This window comes from Pseudomonas entomophila (assembly GCF_018417595.1).
GTDB lineage: Bacteria > Pseudomonadota > Gammaproteobacteria > Pseudomonadales > Pseudomonadaceae > Aquipseudomonas > Aquipseudomonas entomophila_C.
Map to the genome: position 1 here is coordinate 2,233,280 of NZ_CP070982.1, position 18,886 is coordinate 2,252,165.

At 67.0% G+C, this 18,886-nt stretch carries 10 protein-coding genes; 3 read left to right on the plus strand and 7 right to left on the minus strand.

Annotated elements, in window-relative coordinates:
- Positions 1-8 precede the first annotated feature (8 nt).
- The gene (locus JYG34_RS09970; RefSeq protein ID WP_213660526.1) at positions 9-176 is read right to left on the minus strand and encodes a hypothetical protein; all 168 of its coding nucleotides are present in this window, start codon (positions 174-176) and stop codon (positions 9-11) included.
- A gap of 138 nt (positions 177-314) precedes the next feature.
- Here JYG34_RS09970 and JYG34_RS09975 point away from each other — a divergent pair, with 138 nt between their 5' ends.
- The 3 genes from JYG34_RS09975 (at position 315) to glgB (ending at position 8,166) form a co-directional block, all read left to right on the plus strand.
- Complete coding sequence (locus JYG34_RS09975; RefSeq protein WP_213660527.1) at positions 315-2,333, plus strand: alpha-1,4-glucan--maltose-1-phosphate maltosyltransferase; 2,019 nt, start codon at positions 315-317, stop codon at positions 2,331-2,333.
- Between the two features lie 148 nt (positions 2,334-2,481).
- Positions 2,482-5,799 (plus strand): maltose alpha-D-glucosyltransferase, encoded by a 3,318-nt coding sequence (gene treS / locus JYG34_RS09980; RefSeq protein WP_213660528.1) that lies wholly within the window; start codon positions 2,482-2,484, stop codon positions 5,797-5,799.
- A gap of 156 nt (positions 5,800-5,955) precedes the next feature.
- Positions 5,956-8,166 (plus strand): 1,4-alpha-glucan branching protein GlgB, encoded by a 2,211-nt coding sequence (glgB, locus tag JYG34_RS09985; protein WP_213660529.1) that lies wholly within the window; start codon positions 5,956-5,958, stop codon positions 8,164-8,166.
- A 63-nt stretch (positions 8,167-8,229) separates the two neighbouring features.
- Here glgB and JYG34_RS09990 read toward each other — a convergent pair whose 3' ends face one another.
- From JYG34_RS09990 to treZ, 6 genes are all read right to left on the minus strand, one after another.
- A complete protein-coding gene (locus JYG34_RS09990; protein ID WP_213660530.1) occupies positions 8,230-9,306 on the minus strand; it encodes an autotransporter outer membrane beta-barrel domain-containing protein in 1,077 nt (358 codons plus the stop codon).
- A gap of 455 nt (positions 9,307-9,761) precedes the next feature.
- The gene (glgX, locus tag JYG34_RS09995) at positions 9,762-11,915 is read right to left on the minus strand and encodes a glycogen debranching protein GlgX (protein WP_213660531.1); all 2,154 of its coding nucleotides are present in this window, start codon (positions 11,913-11,915) and stop codon (positions 9,762-9,764) included.
- A 120-nt stretch (positions 11,916-12,035) separates the two neighbouring features.
- A complete protein-coding gene (locus JYG34_RS10000) occupies positions 12,036-12,275 on the minus strand; it encodes a DUF2934 domain-containing protein (protein WP_213660532.1) in 240 nt (79 codons plus the stop codon).
- A 20-nt stretch (positions 12,276-12,295) separates the two neighbouring features.
- Positions 12,296-15,070 carry a malto-oligosyltrehalose synthase gene (locus JYG34_RS10005; protein ID WP_213660533.1) on the minus strand — a complete coding sequence of 925 codons (2,775 nt, stop codon included), beginning with the start codon at positions 15,068-15,070 and terminating at the stop codon, positions 12,296-12,298.
- Positions 15,067-17,136: a 4-alpha-glucanotransferase gene (gene malQ, locus JYG34_RS10010; protein WP_213660534.1), complete on the minus strand. Its 2,070-nt coding sequence runs from the start codon at positions 17,134-17,136 to the stop codon at positions 15,067-15,069. The genes JYG34_RS10005 and malQ overlap by 4 nt, the downstream gene beginning before the upstream one ends.
- Complete coding sequence (gene treZ, locus JYG34_RS10015; protein WP_213660535.1) at positions 17,133-18,875, minus strand: malto-oligosyltrehalose trehalohydrolase; 1,743 nt, start codon at positions 18,873-18,875, stop codon at positions 17,133-17,135. The genes malQ and treZ overlap by 4 nt, the downstream gene beginning before the upstream one ends.
- Between the last annotated feature and the right edge of the window lie 11 nt (positions 18,876-18,886).

The following is an 18,886-nucleotide window of genomic DNA, read 5'->3' on the forward strand; positions in this document are numbered from 1 at the left end:
AGCTTTGACTATCCTTGCCCTTTCACCGGAGGCTCCTCGCTGGGCGGATCGCCCACGGTCGGCGGCACGGTCGGTCTGATCGGCGGTTCGTCCGGGTCTTGTTCAGGCACCGGCGGCGGCAATGTCGGGTCGTCGATGTTCGGATCGGGTGTTTCCGGTGGGATGGGAATGTTCATGGCCTGACCTCGCGGGGTGAATGAAGAGGTAGTGCAGGCTTCGACCCTGGCCACCGTCATTCGCTCATATTTTTTGAACCCCTGCGCGCCAGCACGGCTCTGAACCCTTACCGCCACCAGCCAAACGGAGCGCGTGCGATGTCAGGTAACGAGCCCTTCGAAAGCGGGCCCACGGCCAACGATCACCCGGACCAGGCCATCAGCCTTTCGCAAGCATTGCTGGCGCCTCGCATCGTGATCGAGGACGCAAGCCCGGTGCTCGATGCCGGTGCCTTCGCGGCCAAGGCGGTGCGCGGGCAGAAGGTCGACGTCAGTGCAAAGGTCTACTGCGACGGTCACGATCGCCTGGCGGTGACGCTGCACTGGCGCCAGGCCCATAGCCGACGCTGGCATTGCGTGGCCATGCATTCACCGGGCAATGACCTGTGGCTGGCCGCGTTCACCCCCACGGACCTGGGCCTGCATGTGTTCAATATCCAGGCCTGGATCGACCCTTTCGCCACCTATTGCCACGACCTGGAAAAAAAATATGCCGCAGGCGTGGACGTGCGGCTGGAGCTCGAGGAAGGCCGCCTGTTGCTGGGCAAGGGCATCGAGCGCAGCGACGGTGCCTTGCGCGAGCAGCTAGAGCAACTGTGCCAACACCTGCCGGATTGGCCGGTGGACGAACAGGTCGCACAGTTGCTGCACCCTGCTACCGCGCGATTGATGGGCGAGGCCGAGCACCGCTGTTACCTGACCCGCAGCCCCGAGTACCCGGTGGATGTCGACCGCGAGGCGGCGTTGTTCGCCAGTTGGTATGAGCTGTTCCCGCGTTCGGTCACCGATGATCCGCAGCGTCACGGCACCTTCGACGCTGTGCACCAGCGTCTGCCGATGATTCGCGACATGGGGTTCGATGTGCTGTATTTCCCGCCCATCCACCCCATCGGCATGAAGCATCGCAAGGGCCGCAACAATGCGCTCCAGGCCGAGCCTGGCGACCCCGGCAGCCCCTACGCCATTGGCAGCCCGGAGGGTGGCCACGACGCCATCCACCCGCAGCTGGGCAGCCGCGACGACTTCCGCCGGCTGGTGGCCGCGGCGGCCGAGCACGGCCTGGAGATTGCCCTGGACTTCGCCATCCAGTGCTCCCAGGACCACCCCTGGCTGACCGAGCACCCCGGCTGGTTCAGCTGGCGCCCCGACGGCACCATCCGCTACGCCGAGAACCCACCGAAGAAATACCAGGACATCGTCAATGTCGACTTCTACGCGCCCGAGGCCGTGCCGTCGCTGTGGCTGGCCCTGCGCGACGTGGTGGTCGGCTGGGTGGAGGAGGGCGTCAGGACGTTCCGCGTCGACAACCCGCACACCAAGCCGCTGCCGTTCTGGCAATGGTTGATCGCCAATGTGCGTGGCCAGTACCCCGACGTCATCTTCCTCGCCGAAGCCTTCACTCGCCCGGCGATGATGGCGCGGTTGGGCAAGGTCGGTTACGCCCAGAGCTACACCTACTTCACCTGGCGCAACAGCAAGCAGGAGCTGCGCGAGTACTTCGAGCAACTGAACCAGCCGCCCTGGAGCCAGTGCTACCGGCCGAACTTCTTCGTCAACACGCCGGACATCAACCCCTTCTTCCTGCAGACCGCCGGCCGCCCAGGCTTTCTCATCCGCGCCGCGCTGGCGACCATGGGCTCGGGATTGTGGGGCATGTATTCGGGTTTCGAACTGTGCGAGGGCACGCCGCTGCCGGGCAAGGAGGAGTACCTGGATTCGGAGAAGTACGAGATTCGCCCACGCGATTTCAGCCAGCCGGGCAACATCGTCGCCGAGATCGCCCAGCTCAATCGCATCCGCCGGCAGAACCGCGCGTTGCAGACGCACTTGGGGGTGCTGTTCCTCAACTGCTGGAACGACAACATCCTCTGCTTCGCCAAGCGCACCCCCGAGCGCGACAACGTCATCCTCGTCGCCATCAGCCTCGACCCTTACAACGCCCAGGAGGCCAGTTTCGAACTGCCTCTGTGGGAGCTGGGTTTGGACGACAACGCCGACACCCAGGGTGAAGACCTTATGAACGGCCATCGCTGGACCTGGCACGGCAAGACCCAGTGGATGCGCATCGAGCCCTGGCAGCAGCCGTTCGGTATCTGGCGTATCGAAAAAGCCCTGTAGGAGCGGCCTCGTGCCGCGAAAGGGGCGCGAAGCGCCCCAGGATTTCAGCGGCGCTGCAGATATCGCTGGGGCTGCTTCGCAGCCCTTTCGCGGCACAAGGCCGCTCCTACAGGAAGCGTGCCGAACCAGAAAAAGCAAGGAGTCGCACATGGCCAAGCGTTCCCGCCCGGCAGCCTTCATCGACGATCCGCTGTGGTACAAGGATGCGGTGATCTACCAGCTGCACGTCAAATCGTTCTTCGATGCGAACAACGATGGCATCGGCGACTTCGCGGGGCTGATCGGCAAGCTCGACTACATCGCCGAACTGGGCGTCAACACCCTCTGGCTGCTGCCGTTCTACCCTTCGCCCCGGCGCGACGACGGCTACGACATCGCCGAGTACAAGGCCGTGCACCCGGACTACGGCAGCATGGCCGACGCCAAACGCTTCATCGCCGAGGCCCACAAGCGTGGCCTGCGGGTGATCACCGAGCTGGTCATCAACCACACCTCCGACCAGCACCCCTGGTTCCAGAAGGCCCGCCACGCCAAGCGCGGCAGCAAGGCCCGGGACTTCTACGTGTGGTCCGACGACGACCAGAAATACGACGGCACGCGGATCATCTTCCTCGACACCGAGAAGTCCAACTGGACCTGGGACCCGGTCGCCGGCCAGTACTTCTGGCACCGCTTCTACTCGCACCAGCCGGACCTCAACTTCGACAACCCGCACGTGATGAAGGCGGTGATCGACGTGATGCGTTTCTGGCTCGACATCGGTGTCGACGGCCTGCGCCTGGACGCCATTCCGTACCTGATCGAGCGCGACGGCACCAACAACGAAAACCTTCCCGAGACCCACGTAGTGCTCAAGGCGATCCGTGCCGAGATCGATGCCAACTACCCCGACCGCATGCTGCTGGCCGAGGCCAACCAGTGGCCGGAAGACACCCGGCCCTACTTCGGCGAGGGCGATGGCGACGAATGCCACATGGCCTTCCACTTTCCGCTGATGCCGCGCATGTACATGGCCCTGGCCATGGAGGACCGCTTCCCGATCACCGACATCCTGCGCCAGACCCCGGACATCCCGGCCAACTGCCAGTGGGCGATCTTCCTGCGCAACCACGATGAACTCACCCTGGAGATGGTCACCGACCGCGAGCGCGACTACCTGTGGAACTACTACGCCGAAGACCGCCGCGCACGCATCAACCTCGGCATTCGCCGGCGCCTGGCGCCACTGCTGCAACGCGACCGTCGGCGCATCGAGCTGCTCACCAGCCTGCTGCTGTCGATGCCCGGCACCCCGACCCTGTACTACGGCGACGAGCTGGGCATGGGCGACAACATCTACCTGGGCGACCGCGATGGCGTGCGCACCCCCATGCAATGGTCACCGGACCGCAACGGCGGGTTCTCCCGGGCCGACCCGCAGCGCCTGGTGCTGCCGCCGATCATGGACCCGCTGTACGGCTACCAGACCATCAACGTCGAGGCCCAGGCCCACGACCCCCACTCGCTGCTCAACTGGAACCGCCGCCTGCTGGCGGTGCGCAGCCAGCAGAAGGCCTTCGGCCGGGGCAGCATGAAGATGCTCAGCCCAAGCAACCGGCGCATCCTTGCCTACCTGCGCGAATACACCGACGCGAATGGCAACAACGAGATCGTGCTGTGCGTGGCCAATGTCTCGCGCACCGCCCAGGCCGCGGAGCTGGAGTTGTCGCAGTACGCCGACAAGGTACCGGTGGAAATGCTCGGGGGCAGTGCCTTCCCACCCATCGGCCAGTTGCCGTTCCTGCTCACCTTGCCACCCTACGCTTTCTACTGGTTCCTGCTGGCACCCCACGACCGCATGCCCAGCTGGCATATCCAACCCAGCGAAGGGTTGCCCGAACTGACCACCCTGGTGCTGCGCAAGCGTCTGGAGGAACTGCTCGAAGCGCCTTCGCGCGACACGCTGGAGCAATCGATCCTGCCGCAGTACCTGCCCAAGCGGCGTTGGTTCGCCGGCAAGGAAGGGCCGGTCGACCAGGTGCGGTTGCACTACGGTGTGCGCTTCGCCACGGCCACCTTGCCGACGCTGCTCGCGGAACTTGAGGTGCACAGCGAGGGGGTGGTCAGCCATTACCAGCTGCCGTTCGGCCTGCTGCCGGAGGAGCAGATCAGTGCCGCGCCACCCCAGCAGCTGGCGCTGTCCCGGGTGCGGCGCGGTCGGCAGGTGGGCCTGATCACCGATGCCTTCGTGCTGGAGCCCTTTGTCCGTGCGGTGCTGCAGGCCTGCCAGGGAAACACCCGGCTGCCCTGTGGTGACGGCCTGGGCGAGCTGCGCTTCACCGGTACGCCACAACTGGCCGCACTGGGCCTCGATGACGAAAGCGAAGTGCGTTACCTCAGCGCCGAGCAGTCCAACAGTTCGGTGGTGGTGGGCGGCAGCCTGGTGCTCAAGTTGATTCGCCGGGTCAATCCGGGCATTCACCCGGAGCTGGAAATGAGCGCCTACCTCACCGCTGCGGGCTTCGCCAACATCTCGCCCTTGCTGGCCTGGGTCAGCCGTGTGGACGCGGCGGGCGAGCCGCACCTGCTGATGATCGCCCAGGGTTACCTGAGCAACCAGGGCGACGCCTGGGGCTGGACCCAGAACACCCTGGAGCGGGCGATCCGCGACCAGATGGAACCCGCCACTGGCGAGGTGGACGCGCACACCGACGCGCTGGCCGAGCTCACCGGCTTCGCCGCCTTGCTTGGCCAGCGCCTGGGCGAGATGCACCTGTTGCTGGCCGCGCCGACCGAGGATCCGGCCTTCCAGCCACGGGCAAGCGATGAACAGGATAGCCAGCGCTGGAGCCGGCAGATCAACGCCGAGCTCGACCATGCCCTCGACCTGCTGGCCGAGCACCGCGCCACGCTGGACGGCGACAGCCAGGCCCTGGTCGATGAACTGCTGCAACAGCGCGAAGGGCTCGCCCGGCACATCGGCAACCTTGCCCGGCAAGCCCAGGGCGGTTTGCTGATGCGCGTGCATGGCGACCTGCACCTGGGCCAGGTGCTGGTGGTGCAGGGCGATGCCTACCTGATCGATTTCGAGGGCGAACCGGCGCGCCCGTTGGATGAGCGCCGCGCTCGGCACAGTCCGTACAAGGATGTCAGCGGCGTGCTGCGCTCCTTCGACTATGCTGCTGCGATGATCCTGCGCAGCGCCTCGGCGGTCGACCTTTCCGAGGCGGCGCGCCAGGCCCGTCAGCGGGTCGCCCGGCAGTACCTGCACCAGTCGCGCCATGCCTTCGTCGAAGCCTATGGCCTGGCCACCGCGGCCATGCCCCATGCCTGGCAGCAGGCGGACGGGGAGCGCGCGGCACTGGAACTGTTCTGTCTGGAGAAGGCCGCTTACGAAATCACCTATGAAGCCGAGAACCGGCCGGGCTGGCTGGCCGTGCCTTTGCATGGGCTGCATGGGCTGATCGGTACCTGGGGGGAGAGGTGAATTTCCCAAGGCCGTGCGCAATACCTCTGTAGGAGCGGCTTGAGCCGCGATGAAGGCAGCGCGGTGTCTGGCACCCGCTTTGCGGGTGAGCGCGGCTGAAGCCGCTCCTACAGGGGGCGGCGGGCTTTTTTTGAACCTATGAAAAGGGGCAGTGAGATGAATGCAACCACGCGTGACAACGGCGGCCTTCGGCAACGGGACCTGGATGCCCTGGCCCGCGCCGAGCACGCCGACCCGTTCGCCGTACTCGGCCCGCACTCCGATGGTGCGGGCGGTCAGTTGATCCGTGCCTTCCTGCCCAACGCCCTGAGCGTGCGCGTGCTGGCGCGCCACGACGAGCGAGTGCTCGTCGACATGCAACAGGCCAGCCTGCCGGGCCTGTACACCGCGCACCTGGACGAAGCGATCCCCTACCTGCTGCAGATCGGCTGGGCCGGTGGCGAGCAGGTCACCGAGGACCCTTACAGCTTCGGTCCGCAGCTGGGCGACATGGACATGTACCTGTTCTCCGAAGGCAACCACCGCGACCTGTCCGGGCGCTTCGGCGCTCAGCCAATCCAGGTCGACGGTATCGACGGGGTGTGTTTCTCGGTATGGGCACCCAACGCCCGGCGGGTGTCCGTGGTCGGCGACTTCAACAACTGGGATGGCCGGCGCCACCCCATGCGCCTACGCCACAGTGCCGGGGTGTGGGAGCTGTTCGTGCCCCGGCTTGGGGTGGGGGAAACCTACAAGTTCGAAGTGCTCGGCCAGGACGGTGTGCTGCCGCTCAAGGCCGACCCCCTGGCCCGCGCCACCGAGCTGCCGCCCAGCACCGCTTCGAAGGCGGCCGGGGCTCTGGCCCATGATTGGCGCGATCACGACTGGATGGAACAGCGCGCCCAGCGCCACGCCTACAGCGCACCGCTGTCGATCTACGAGCTGCATGCCGGCTCCTGGCGTTGCGAGCTGGATGATGCCGGCGAGGTCGCCCGCTTCTACAACTGGCGCGAACTGGCCGATCGTCTCGTGCCTTATGTTCAGGAACTGGGCTTCACCCATATCGAGCTGATGCCGATCATGGAGCACCCGTTCGGCGGCTCCTGGGGCTACCAGCCGCTGTCGCTGTTCGCACCCACCTCGCGCTACGGCAGCGCCGAGGACTTCGCCGCGTTCGTCGACGCCTGCCACCAGGGCGGCATTGGTGTGATCCTCGATTGGGTGCCGGCACATTTCCCCACCGACGAGCATGGCCTGGCGCGTTTCGACGGCACCGCGCTGTACGAGTACGACAACCCGCTGGAAGGCTTCCACCAGGACTGGAACACGCTGATCTACAACCTCGGGCGCAACGAGGTGCGCGGTTTCATGCTGGCCTCGGCGCTGCACTGGCTCAAGCACTTCCACATCGACGGCCTGCGCGTCGACGCGGTGGCTTCGATGCTCTACCGCGACTACTCGCGCAAGGCTGGCGAGTGGGTGCCCAACCGCCACGGCGGGCGCGAAAACCTCGAGGCCATCGACTTCATCCGCCACCTCAACAGCGTCGCGGCCCATGAAGCGCCGGGCGCCTTGATCATCGCCGAAGAGTCCACCGCCTGGCCCGGCGTCAGCCAGCCGGTGCAGCAAGGCGGGCTGGGGTTCGCCTACAAGTGGAACATGGGCTGGATGCACGACACCTTGCACTACATCCAGAACGACCCGATCCACCGCACCTACCACCACAACGAGATGAGCTTCGGGCTGATCTACGCCTACTCCGAGCACTTCATCCTGCCCATCTCCCACGACGAGGTGGTGCATGGCAAGCACTCGCTGATCGACAAGATGCCCGGCGACCGCTGGCAGAAGTTCGCCAACCTGCGCGCCTACCTGACCTTCATGTGGACCCACCCGGGCAAGAAGTTGCTGTTCATGGGCTGCGAGTTCGGGCAATGGCGCGAGTGGAATCATGACCAGCAACTGGACTGGTACCTGTTGCAGTATTCCGAGCACCAGGGCGTGCAGAAGCTGGTGAGCGACCTCAACCGGCTGTACCGCGAGCTGCCGGCGCTGCATGAGCAGGACTGCCAGCCCCAGGGTTTCCAGTGGCTGATCGGCGACGACGCGCACAACAGCGTGTATGCCTGGTTGCGCTGGAGCAGCCAGGGCGAGCCGCTGCTGGTGGTGGCCAACTTCACCCCGGTACCGCGGCAGGGGTACCGGATCGGCGTGCCGTTCGGCGAGCGTTGGGAAGAATTGCTGAACAGTGATGCCGGGCTGTATGCAGGGTCGAACGTGGGCAATCTGGGGGCGGTGGTGGCCGATGAGGTCGCCAGCCATGGGCAGCCGGTGTCGCTGGCGTTGAACCTGCCGCCGTTGGGGGTGTTGGTGATGAAGCCGGCCTGATTGCCAGGCTGTGATGGCCTCTTCGCGGGCAAGCCCGCGAAGAGGGGGGCGCCGCACCAAGGCTTACCAGCGCATTCTCACCCCCAGGCTGCCGATCAGCCCATTCAGGTCATTGTCATCCACATCACTGCTGTAGTCGGCGCTGACGAACAGCGCCACATTGGGCGTGACCCGTGCCACCAGCCCCAGCCCCAACTCCACCGTGGTGGCGCTGCGTGAACTGGAGATCTTGTCCACCTGGTCCAGCTTCACCGCGTCGGTGTTGCTGAAGTCGTGCCAGACGTTGGTACGCACGTAGGGCTCGATGGGCATGCCGCTGACTTCGTAGCGCGCCGACAGCTTGGCACCGACCCGGCCGCTCCAGGTGGGCTGGCTGTCGAAGGCCTGCAGGGTCTCCTCCTGGGCCTGGCTGCCGGGGAAGAACTGCTGGTTGATCAACTGCGCCTGGGGTTCGATCACCCAGCCGCCGCCCAGACCGATGGGGTAGCCACCCTCCACCGAGAAGGTCATCGCATGGCCGCTGTCATCGACCCGTTCGCCGGCCTGGGAGCGGCCGTTGACGTCGATGCGCGTGCCCATGGCCACCGCGTCCACGTGCCAGCCCTGCTCGTGGGTCATGCTCCAGTACACGCCCAGGCTCTCGCCGCTGAGGTTGACCGCGTCGCGCTGCTTGTCACCGAGCAGGGGGCGCATGCCGTTGAAGCTGCTCTGCAGGTTGTTGTGCCCCATGAAGATCCCCGCGCGGTGCACGCTGCCGTCGCTGGCCTCGCGCACGAACAGGTCCGGGCCGATCATCAGTTGCTGGCTGGGGGCTTCCAGTTGCGCCGGCGCCTGGGCGCCGATGCGCGGGGCGCCGGGGAAGAACTGCGCCCACTGGCTGGCGATGGTATCCGGCATGGCCTGGCCGTGGCGCTCGCCCATGCGCGCGGAGAAGGCGTTGAGCAAGCCCTGGTTGAGGCCGCTGGCGTTCATTGGGTCCAGGGATAGTCGCGGCACCTCGGGTTGTTCCAGAAAGCGGGCGAAGGGCTCGCCTTCCTGCGCTTGGAAAGCGAAGGTTTCCACCGGGGTTGCCAGAAGCAGCGACGTGGAAACCGCGTAGAAAAAGACGTCGAAACGCGAGGGATTCGAGGTGCTTTTCATGGCGGATCTCCTGTTGAGGGTTGAGGGACAGCGCGTGGGGCAACCGCAGAGCAGGCCTGATGTCACGAGCTGTACGTCAGAAACAGGGCGACCCAAACCAGCGCGCCAGCCTCGAAGGGCGCGCACGAAGGCGCGAGCTAGAGGCCCGGCACGAGTTTTTACGTCTGCTGATTACTGTTCAGCTAAGGAGAGGACAGGGCTTGCGTCAAGAAATCGTGAATGACGTGGTAAAGGCTCGTTTATCAATGCAACTGTTTGATTTTCGGCGTTTTTGAAGTTGGTATATCGATAATGGTGATTTACCGTTGCCGCGCTATGCCGAATCGTTGCTAGCGTCGGTGTTTTTCAGGTGTTCGACGGTAGAGTTGTAGCGTCTATGCGATCGAGCGCCGCCCGCGCGGCGCTCGATCTCCGGGGCGCTGCAAGGCCATCGCCAGGCACCTGGCCGCCACCACTCATTCCTCCTCACGCTGCAGCGCCATCAACAGCAAAGACCGCCCCTTGACCTCGAACAGCGCCTCGAACTGCAGGTGCTGCGGCTTGCGCATCTCCGGCCGGTCGGTGTCCACCAGGCAGCTCCAGTAGTCGCCCTCCGGCACCGTCGGTAGCTTGAACGGCACCACGTCATGGTAGGCATTGACGATCAGCAGCAGCGTCGCCTCGGCACCGGGCCGGGCGATGCCGCTGACCTGGGCGCGGCCGTCCATCAGCATGCCCAGGCAGCGCCCGTGCGGGTCTTCCCACTGCTCGACGGTCATCTCCTCGCCGTCGGGGGCGAGCCAGGTGACGTCCTTGACGCCGATCGCCTCGTTGTAATCACCGACCAGGAAGCGCGAGCGGCGCAGGATCGGGTAGGCCAGGCGCAGCCGGGTCAGGCGCTTGACGAAGGCCAGCAATTCCTTGCCATCCTGGTCCAGGTCCCAGTTCACCCAGCCGATCTCGCTGTCCTGGCAGTAGGCGTTGTTGTTGCCGTGCTGGGTACGGCTGAACTCGTCGCCGGCGACGATCATCGGCGTGCCCTGGGCCAGCAGGAGGGTGGCGAAGAAGTTGCGCATCTGGCGCATGCGCAGGGCGTTGATCTGCGGGTCGTCGGTGGGGCCTTCCACGCCGCAGTTCCACGACAGGTTGTTGCTGGTGCCGTCCTGGTTGTTCTCGTCGTTGTCCTCGTTGTGTTTCTCGTTGTACGAGACCAGGTCGCGCAGGGTGAAACCGTCGTGGGCGGTGACGAAGTTGACCGAGGCGTAGGGGCGTCGCCCACGGTTGTTGAACAGGTCGCCCGAGGCGGTCAGGCGCGCGGCGAAGTCGGCGAGCATGCCTTCGTCGCCCTTCCAGAAACTGCGCACGGTGTCGCGGAAGCGGTCGTTCCACTCCGCCCAGCCGGGGGCGAAGTTGCCCACCTGGTAGCCGCCAGGGCCACAGTCCCAGGGCTCGGCGATCAGCTTGACCTGGCTGAGCATCGGGTCCTGGCGGCAGGCGACGAGGAACCCGTGGCGCTCGCTGTAGCCGTCGTGGTAGCGCCCGAGGATGGTCGCCAGGTCGAAGCGGAAACCGTCCACGTGCATTTCGCCGGCCCAGTAGCGCAGCGAGTCGGTGACCAGTTGCAGCACGCAGGGGTGGCTCAGGTCGAGGGTGTTGCCGGTGCCGGAATCGTTGATGTAGAAGCGCTTGTCGTCGGGCATCAGGCGGTAGTACGAGGCGTTGTCGATGCCGCGCATCGACAGCGTCGGGCCGCGCTCGTTGCCTTCGGCGGTGTGGTTGTAGACCACGTCGAGGATCACCTCGAGCCCGGCGTCGTGCAGGTGCGCGACCATCTCCTTGAACTCGGCGATCTTGCCGCTGGCCAGGTAGCGCGGGTGCGGGGCGAAGAAGGCGATGCTGTTGTAGCCCCAGTAATTGTTCAGGCCCTTGTCCAGCAGGTGCTGGTCGTTGACGAAGGCGTGGATCGGCAGCAGCTCGATGCTCGACACACCCAGGGCCTTGATGTGCCCGAGCAGTTCGTCGTTGGCAAGGCCAGCGAAGGTGCCGCGCAAGTCCTCCGCTACCGCAGGGTGGCGCATGCTGATGCCGCGGGTGTGGGCCTCGTAGAGGATCGTGCGTTCCCAGGGGATCAGCACGCGCTGGTCGCGGCCCCAGGTGAAGGCCGGGTCGATCACCTTGCACTTGGGCACGAAGGGCGCGCTGTCGCGCTCGTCGAACGACAGGTCGCCGTCGGGGTGGCCGATGGTGTAGCCGAACAGCGCCTCGGACCATTTCAGCGTGCCCACCAGTTGCTTGGCGTAGGGGTCGATCAGCAGCTTGTTGGGGTTGAAGCGATGGCCGTTGGCCGGGTCGTACGGGCCGTGCACGCGGTAGCCGTAGACCAGGCCGGGGTGGGCGTCCGGCAGGTAGCCGTGGTAGATCTCGTCGGTGTACTCGGGCAGCTCGATGCGCTCGAGCTCGTGCTCGCCGGTCGAGTCGAACAGGCACAGTTCGACCTTGCTGGCGTTGGCCGAGAACAGGGCGAAGTTGACCCCCAGGCCATCCCAGTTGGCGCCGAGCGGGAAGGGCAGGCCTTCGCGGATGCGCGACGGGGCGACGGAGCGGGTTTTCTTCGGGGCGCGGGGGCTCATGGCAGTCCTCGTGGTGCGGCGGAATGCTTGGGTGGCAATGCGGGCCTCTTCGCGGGTAAACCCGCCCCTACAGGAGAGCATGTGGGAGCGGGTTTACCCGCGAAGAGGCCGGTGCAGCTTTCAGCCCGCCGCTGGCTTTTTCACCGCCCGAGGCTTCTTGGCGACAGTGGGTTTGTCCACTGGCGTCACCTTGGGCTTGGCCACCGCCTTCTTGCGCGGCGCGGCTTTAGGCGCCAACGACTCGGCCTCGGCGAGCTTGCGCGCCATGTCCCAATGGCGGTCCTCCTGGCCGTCCGGCTTACCCTCCGACTCCCAGATCTGATAGGCGAATTCGCGAATACGTTTTTCATCGACACTCATCACGACACTCCTGAATGCAGTTAGGCATGATCAATCAACACATTGACCGGAAACTCCGCCAGTACGGTGCTCAACATCAGCTCCCTTGAAGGGGTGACCGCGGCACCGGCGAAAAGTCCCGAACAATTGGCAGGCGACAAGGCGAACGGCAAGGTCAGCCGGGTATCGTCCCAGTTCTGCGCCGGGATCAAGGGGGTCGGGGCGTTGCCCAGCAGGGCGCTGGCCAGCCTCGGTACGACGATGACGGCGCGTTCGCCCTCGCCCAGGCGGGCGAAGGCGAGCACCTTGTCAGCGTGGCGCCCGCGCACGCTGAGCGGCAGGTAGGCGCCACGCTGGAACAGCTCGGGGTGGGCCTGGCGGCAATCCAGCACCCGTGCGATCAATGCCTGCTTGATGCGGCCGTCGCGCCAGTGGGCGAGCAGTTCGGCCGTTGGCGCGCTGTCGTCCAGGCTGGCCCGCCGTGCAGCGTAGTCCACCGCGCGGCGGTTGTCCGGGTCGACCAACGACAGGTCCCAGTACTCGTTGCCCTGGTACAGGTCGGGCACGCCGGGCGTGGTCAAGCGCAACAGGCACTGGGCCAGGCCATTGAGGGCGCCGGGGCAATCGAGGCGGCGCGCGGCGTCGTGCAGGGACTGGCGCAGTTGCTGGTTCTCGTCGTCCAGCAACAGGCCGTCGACATACCCGGCGCAGGCCTGTTCATAGGCTTCGTTGGGCGCCGCCCAGCTGCTGCGCAACTTGGCTTCGCGCAGCGCCTTGCATTGCCACTGGCGAATGCGTTCGGCATAGGCGCGCAGTGCGGCGGGTTCGTGCAGGTCGAGGTCCAGTGGCCAACTGCCGAGCAGGGTCTGGTACAGCATCAGCTCATCGCCCGGACTGGGGGCGACGCCATCGTCCAGCACGGCGCGCAGGGGCGTTGCCAGCTCGCGCCAGTGCTCGCAGCGGCTGGCCAGCCAGGGCCCGCGCTCGCTGAGCAGCGCCAGGCGGGCGCGGCAGTCTTCGCCACGCTTGTGGTCGTGGGTGGCGGTGGCCAGCAGGTTGTCGGGGAAGTCGCGCAGGCGGCGTTGCGCCTCGTTGTGGAACCAGGCGGGCTCGGCGCTGAAGCGTTCGGCGTCGAAGCCGACATCGTTGCGCGACAGCAGGCGGCCGGAGCGGTAGAAGGCGGTGTCCTCCACCGCCTTGGCGGCGCTGGGCGCGGTCAATTGCTGGAAGCGCACGCAGGCATGGCGCCGGTGCTTGCGTGGCGGGCCTGGCGGTAGCTGGCGCCAGGGCTGGCCACCCAGCCATTGCCCAAGGTGATCGAGCAACGGCCAGTCGGCTTCACCCAGTGACAATCGCGCACCGGCCAACGCCTGCTGGAAGAACGCTTCATCTTCGTCAGGACGGCCGCCTGCGTGGATGTAGGTGCGGTACACCGGATAGTGCTCGACCAGGGCTTGCAATGCGCGACGGATGGCCCCCAGCGTGAGGTCGCGGGTCATCAGGTCGTCGCGGGCCACCTGCAGCAGGGCCTGGGCCACCGACTCGCAGTCGCCGGCCAGGCTGGCGTTGAGCACCAGGTGGCGGGCTTCGCGGACTTCGTCGGGGAAATCGGGGCGCTCGCCGACATCGCGCCACAGGTCGCTCAACGGGGCCTCACCGGCGGGGTCGTGCTGCAACAGCGACACCTGGTTCATGAACTCGTAGCCCGTGGTGCCGTCGGTGAGCCAGTCGCGGTGCAGATGTTCGCCCGGCCCGAGGATCTTCTCCACGTAGATCGGGAAATGCTCGACAGCGGCCTGCACAGGCCGGCAGGCCAGCAGCCGCTCGACGCGCCGTCGCAAGTTGCGGCAGTAGCGGCGTGGGTCGGCGAGGCCGTCGATATGGTCGATGCGCAGGCCATCCACCAGCCCGCGCTCGATCAGCGCGAACAACGTGGCATGGGTCGCCTCGAACACTTCCGGGCGTTCCACCCGCAGGCCACCCAGTTCATTGATGTCGAAGAAGCGTCGCCAGTTGATGTCGTCGGCGGCGGTGCGCCAGCTGGCCAGGCGGTAGACCTGGCGTTCGAGCAGCAGGTGCAGGCGCTTGAAGCCCGCTTCGTGGCGGCTGTCGAAGGCGGCGAGGGCGCCTTCGAGGCGCGCTCCGCCGGCGGCCAGGCGCGCCAGTTCACGGTGCAGGGGCAGGGCGTCGGCCAGCGGCTCGGCGGCTTCGTGCAGGGCGCTGAAGCGTTGGGCCAGTGCGTGCAGGCGAGGGTCCTCGGCCTGGCCGAGGATGCGTCCGTAGTCCAGCGGGCAGATGGGGAAACGGTGTTGATGGTGGGCGACTTCGAACTGGCCCTGATCCGCGTCGAACGTCAGCGGGATCTCGCCGTCGCGCAAGGCCACGCCGTAGTCGCTGCCGAGGAAGGGCAGCAGCAGTTGCCCGGCCAGCAGCGGGTCGCTGGAGTGCCACTGGATATCGAAGAACGCCGCGTACGGGCTGCGCCGCCCCCAGGCCAGCAGGCTCTGCCACCAGGGGTTGTCGGCGCCGCCCACGGCCATGTGGTTGGACACCGTGTCGAGGATCAGCCCCATGCCATGCTGGCGCAGGGCGGCCGCCAGGCGCTCCAGCGCCGCCTCGCCCCCCAGCTCGGGGTTGACCCGGGTCGGATCGACCACATCGTAGCCGTGGCGCGAGCCTGCGCGGGCGGTGAGGATCGGCGAGGCGTAGACATGGCTGATGCCGAGCCGGGCGAAATAAGGCACCAGCGGCACCGCGTCATCGAGGGTGAAGTCGCTGTGCAGTTGCAGGCGCAGGGTCGCGGTCAGCGCCTTCATCGGTCACGCTCCCAGGCCTGCTCGCGGGCCTGGGCCAGCAGCTCCAGGCGGCGGGCGGCGTCCTCGTCGTCGAGCAGGTCGCGCACCGGCGTCCTGAAGCGCCGCCGCCAGTTGGGGTGGCCCTCGGTGGTGCCGGGCAGGTTGGGTTGCTCGTCGCAACCCAGCAGGTCCTCCAGGGGCACCAGCACCAGCGGGGCGCGGGTATGGCCGACGTAGCGGATCGCGGCATCGATCAGCGCGCTGTCGTCCGCCTGCGGGCCGTAGTTCTGCTCCAGGGTGCGACGCAGGCCGTCGCGCTCCAGCGCCCGGGTATGCCGCCAGTGCAGCTCGGCGGCGGCCTCGATCAGCTTCAGGCGGTGGCTCCAGTCGATATCGCGCCCCCCCAGCCAACCGGCCAGGGGCGCGAGGTCATGGGTGCCGGTGGTGGCCAGGGCGTTGTCGGGCCAGTCGAGGATCGCTGTGAAATGCCCGGGCGCGGCCTGCTCGAAGGGCAGCACGCGCATGCCCAGCACGGCCTTGTCGGCCAGGCGTTCACGCAGGCCTGCGGGCACGGTACCCAGGTCTTCGCCGAGGATGATCGCCTGGTGGCGTACCGATTCCAGGGCCAAAAGGCGCAGCAGGTCGTCCAGCGGATAGTTCAGGTAGGCGCCTTCGCGGGGTGTGGCGCCACGGGGGACCAGCCACAGCCGGCGCAGGCCCATCACATGGTCGATGCGCAGGCCGCCGGCATGGGCCAGGTTGGCCCGCAGCATCTCGATGAAGGCGCGGTAGCCGTTGCGCCTGAGGCCTTCGGGCGAGAACGCGCAGATGCCCCAGTCCTGCCCGGCGCGGTTGAGGATGTCCGGGGGCGCGCCGACCTTGAGGTCGGCCAGCAGCTCGTCCTGGCGGCTCCAGGCCTGGCTGCCGGCGCCGTCGGCGCCCACCGCCAGGTCGGCGATCAGGCCGATGGCCATGCCATTGCCGCGCGCGGCGTCCTGGGCCCGTTGCAGGCTGCGTTCGGTCAGCCACTGGCAGAAGGCATGGAACTCTACGCGGGCGGGGTAGGCATCGGCGAAGGCCGCGACTTCCGGGTGGTAGGGGTCGTGCCAGGCCGCCGGCCAGGTGCGCCAGTCGCTGCCCAGGCCGTGTTCCATGGCGTGGGCCTGCAGCACCTCGAAGCGGCAGTGGTGCTCGAGCTTTTCGCCGCCGCCGGCGCGGAAACGGTCGAAGTCTTCGCGCAGCGGGTGATCGCCCTGGCTGAAGTCATGGTAGAGCGCTTCGAGCAGGCGCAGGCGGGCGTCGGCGGCCCGTGGCCAGTCGACCAGCGGACGCTGCTCCAGGTCTTCGAGCGTCTGTTCCAGGCCGCAGGCTTCGATCGCCATGCGCACGGCGCGCTCGCCCAGCAGGGCGGCGGGGCTGGCGTACAGGGTGTTGAGCAACAGGCGGCTGGAGGGCGAGTAGGGGCTGTAGTGCTGCTGGTCGACGACCGACAACGCATGGATCGGGCTGATCGCCAGGGCATCGGCGCCGCGTTCGGCGGCGCTGCGTGCCAGTTGCTCCAGAGCGAGGCAGTCGCCATAGCCGCCATCGCCGGGGCGACGCAGGCTGTACAACTGCACCGCCAGGCCCCAGCTGCGGGGTGGCGCTTGCTCCACGCGGTCTTGCAGGGCATGGCAGCGCGAAGGCGCCACCGCCACGGTGAAGGTTCGGCCGTCGATGTCCAGTTGGTGGTAACCCAGCGGCAGCTCGCCCGGCAGGCGAGCCTGGGCGTCCAGTTGCAAGGTGTGCGGCGTACCGTCTTCCAGGGTGCATCGCACGGTGCTTGCGGCACTGAAGTAGCGTTGCAGGTCGAGCGGCTGGCCGCTGTCGACGGTCAGCAACGGTGGCAGGTGTTCGCTGTCCTCGGCCTGTTCGACGGCGCGCAGGCTGGCGTCGATGGCTGCACGGTCGTGGGCCGGGTGACCCAGGCCTTGCAGCACTTGGCGCAATACGTCGTCGCTCACCTGCTGCGGACGGTTGTTGGCGTCGATCCAGTCGCGGGCCAGGCCCACCCGGGCGGCCAGGCGATGGAGGGGGTGCTCGCTCATGGCGTCTCCTGGTCGGGGGGCAGCAGGCTGACCACGCAACTGTGCGCGGCCAGGGTCGAGTCGGGATGGGCGTTGTCGCTGCTGTCGTACAAGCGCCGTTCCAGCGGCGGCAGCTGTACCGGTTGCGGCTGCGCGTCGAGGTTGAGGTCGATGCGCAGTACGTGGCCATCACCCAGGCGCCAGCGGGCGGTCAGTGCCTTGTCGCCCAGCACGTCGGTGCCCAGGGCGCGGGTGCCGGGCAGGTGCGCGATGATGTGGCGCCTGCGCAGGTCGAGCAGTTGCTGATACAGGCCGTGCCAGCCGGCCAGCACTTCCTTGTGCTGCAGCCTGGAGGTTTCGAAGGTGGTTTCGGCATTGGGGTCGGGGATTCGCTCGCGCTGCCGCAGGTCGGTGAAGGCGCTGAAACGGGCGAACTCACCGCGCCGGCCTTCGCGCACGGCATCGGCCAGTTCATCGTGGAAGTCGGTGAAGAACAGGAACGGCTCGCGGCTGCCGTCGTCGTCGCCCATGAACAGCAATGGGATCATCGGCGCCAGCAGTAACAATGCAGTGGCGGCACGCAAGGCCTGCGGCGGGCACAGGCGGGTCAGGCGCTCGCCCAGGGCACGGTTGCCGACCTGGTCGTGGTTCTGCAGGAACAGCACGAACGCGCTGGGCGCCAGGTGGCCGCTGGGCTCGCCCCGTGGCACGCCATGGCGATCGGGCTGGCCCTGGAATACGAAACCCTCGGTGAGGCAGCGGGCCAGTTGCTCGATGGGGCGTTTCGCGTAGTCGGCGTAGTAGCCTTCGGTTTCGCCGGTCAGCAGCACGTGCAGGGCATTGTGGCCGTCGTCGTTCCACTGGGCGTCGAAGCCTTGCTGCAGCAGCGAGGCCTGGTTGTGTTCGTTTTCCAGCACCAGCCAGACCTGGCGCCCCGGCTCGACGGCGGCGCGTACCCGCCGCGCCAGTTCAACCAGGAAATCCGGCTGGTCGATGGCGTGCACGGCGTCCAGGCGCAGCCCGTCGCAGCGGTAATCGCACAGCCACATCAGCGCATTCTGGATGAAGTACTCGCGCACCTCGGGCTTGCGGAAGTCGATGGCCGCGCCCCAGGGCGTCTGCCGGTCATCGCGAAAGAACGGGCTGGCATAGCGGTGCAGGTAGTTGCCGTCGGGCCCGAAGTGGTTGTAGACCACGTCCACCAGCACCATCAGGCCGTGGCCATGGGCAGCGTCGACCAGCGCGCAGAATTCCAGGGGCGTGCCGTAGCTGTGCTGGGGCGCAAAGGGCAGCACGCCGTCATAACCCCAGTTGCGCTCGCCCGGGAACTGCCCCAGGGGCATCAGCTCGATGGCGCTGATGCCCAGCGCGGCCAGGCGTGGCACTACCTCGGCGACACCGGGGTAACCGCCGAGCAAGCCGACGTGCAGCTCCTGGATCACGGCTTCATGCCAGGGGCGGCCCTGCCATGGGTGTTGCCAGGCGTAGCCGCTCAGGTCCACCAGCGCGCTGGGCCCTTGTACGCCTTCGGGCTGGCAGCGCGAGGCCGGGTCGGCCACCCGCAGCTCATCGTCGATCTGGAAGTGATAACGATCCCCCGCCTGGCAGGCGGTGACCACGCTGTACCAGCCATCGCCCTCGGCCAGCAGCTCGACGGGCGGCTGCTGCCCGATCATCACGCTCACGCTGCGCGCATCCGGTGCCCAGAGGGCGAAGCGCGCCGACGTGGCGTCCAGCAGCTGTGCGCCATGCCTGTGCATTGTGCGCTCCC

What these genes read in the sequence shown, in the direction of transcription:
- JYG34_RS09970 (WP_213660526.1), bottom strand. Translation starts at nt 176, where the DNA reads ATGAACATTCCCATCCCACCGGAAACACCCGATCCGAACATCGACGAC.
- JYG34_RS09975 (WP_213660527.1), top strand. Translation starts at nt 315, where the DNA reads ATGTCAGGTAACGAGCCCTTCGAAAGCGGGCCCACGGCCAACGATCAC.
- treS (WP_213660528.1), top strand. Translation starts at nt 2,482, where the DNA reads ATGGCCAAGCGTTCCCGCCCGGCAGCCTTCATCGACGATCCGCTGTGG.
- glgB (WP_213660529.1), top strand. Translation starts at nt 5,956, where the DNA reads ATGAATGCAACCACGCGTGACAACGGCGGCCTTCGGCAACGGGACCTG.
- JYG34_RS09990 (WP_213660530.1), bottom strand. Translation starts at nt 9,306, where the DNA reads ATGAAAAGCACCTCGAATCCCTCGCGTTTCGACGTCTTTTTCTACGCG.
- glgX (WP_213660531.1), bottom strand. Translation starts at nt 11,915, where the DNA reads ATGAGCCCCCGCGCCCCGAAGAAAACCCGCTCCGTCGCCCCGTCGCGC.
- JYG34_RS10000 (WP_213660532.1), bottom strand. Translation starts at nt 12,275, where the DNA reads ATGAGTGTCGATGAAAAACGTATTCGCGAATTCGCCTATCAGATCTGG.
- JYG34_RS10005 (WP_213660533.1), bottom strand. Translation starts at nt 15,070, where the DNA reads ATGAAGGCGCTGACCGCGACCCTGCGCCTGCAACTGCACAGCGACTTC.
- malQ (WP_213660534.1), bottom strand. Translation starts at nt 17,136, where the DNA reads ATGAGCGAGCACCCCCTCCATCGCCTGGCCGCCCGGGTGGGCCTGGCC.
- treZ (WP_213660535.1), bottom strand. Translation starts at nt 18,875, where the DNA reads ATGCACAGGCATGGCGCACAGCTGCTGGACGCCACGTCGGCGCGCTTC.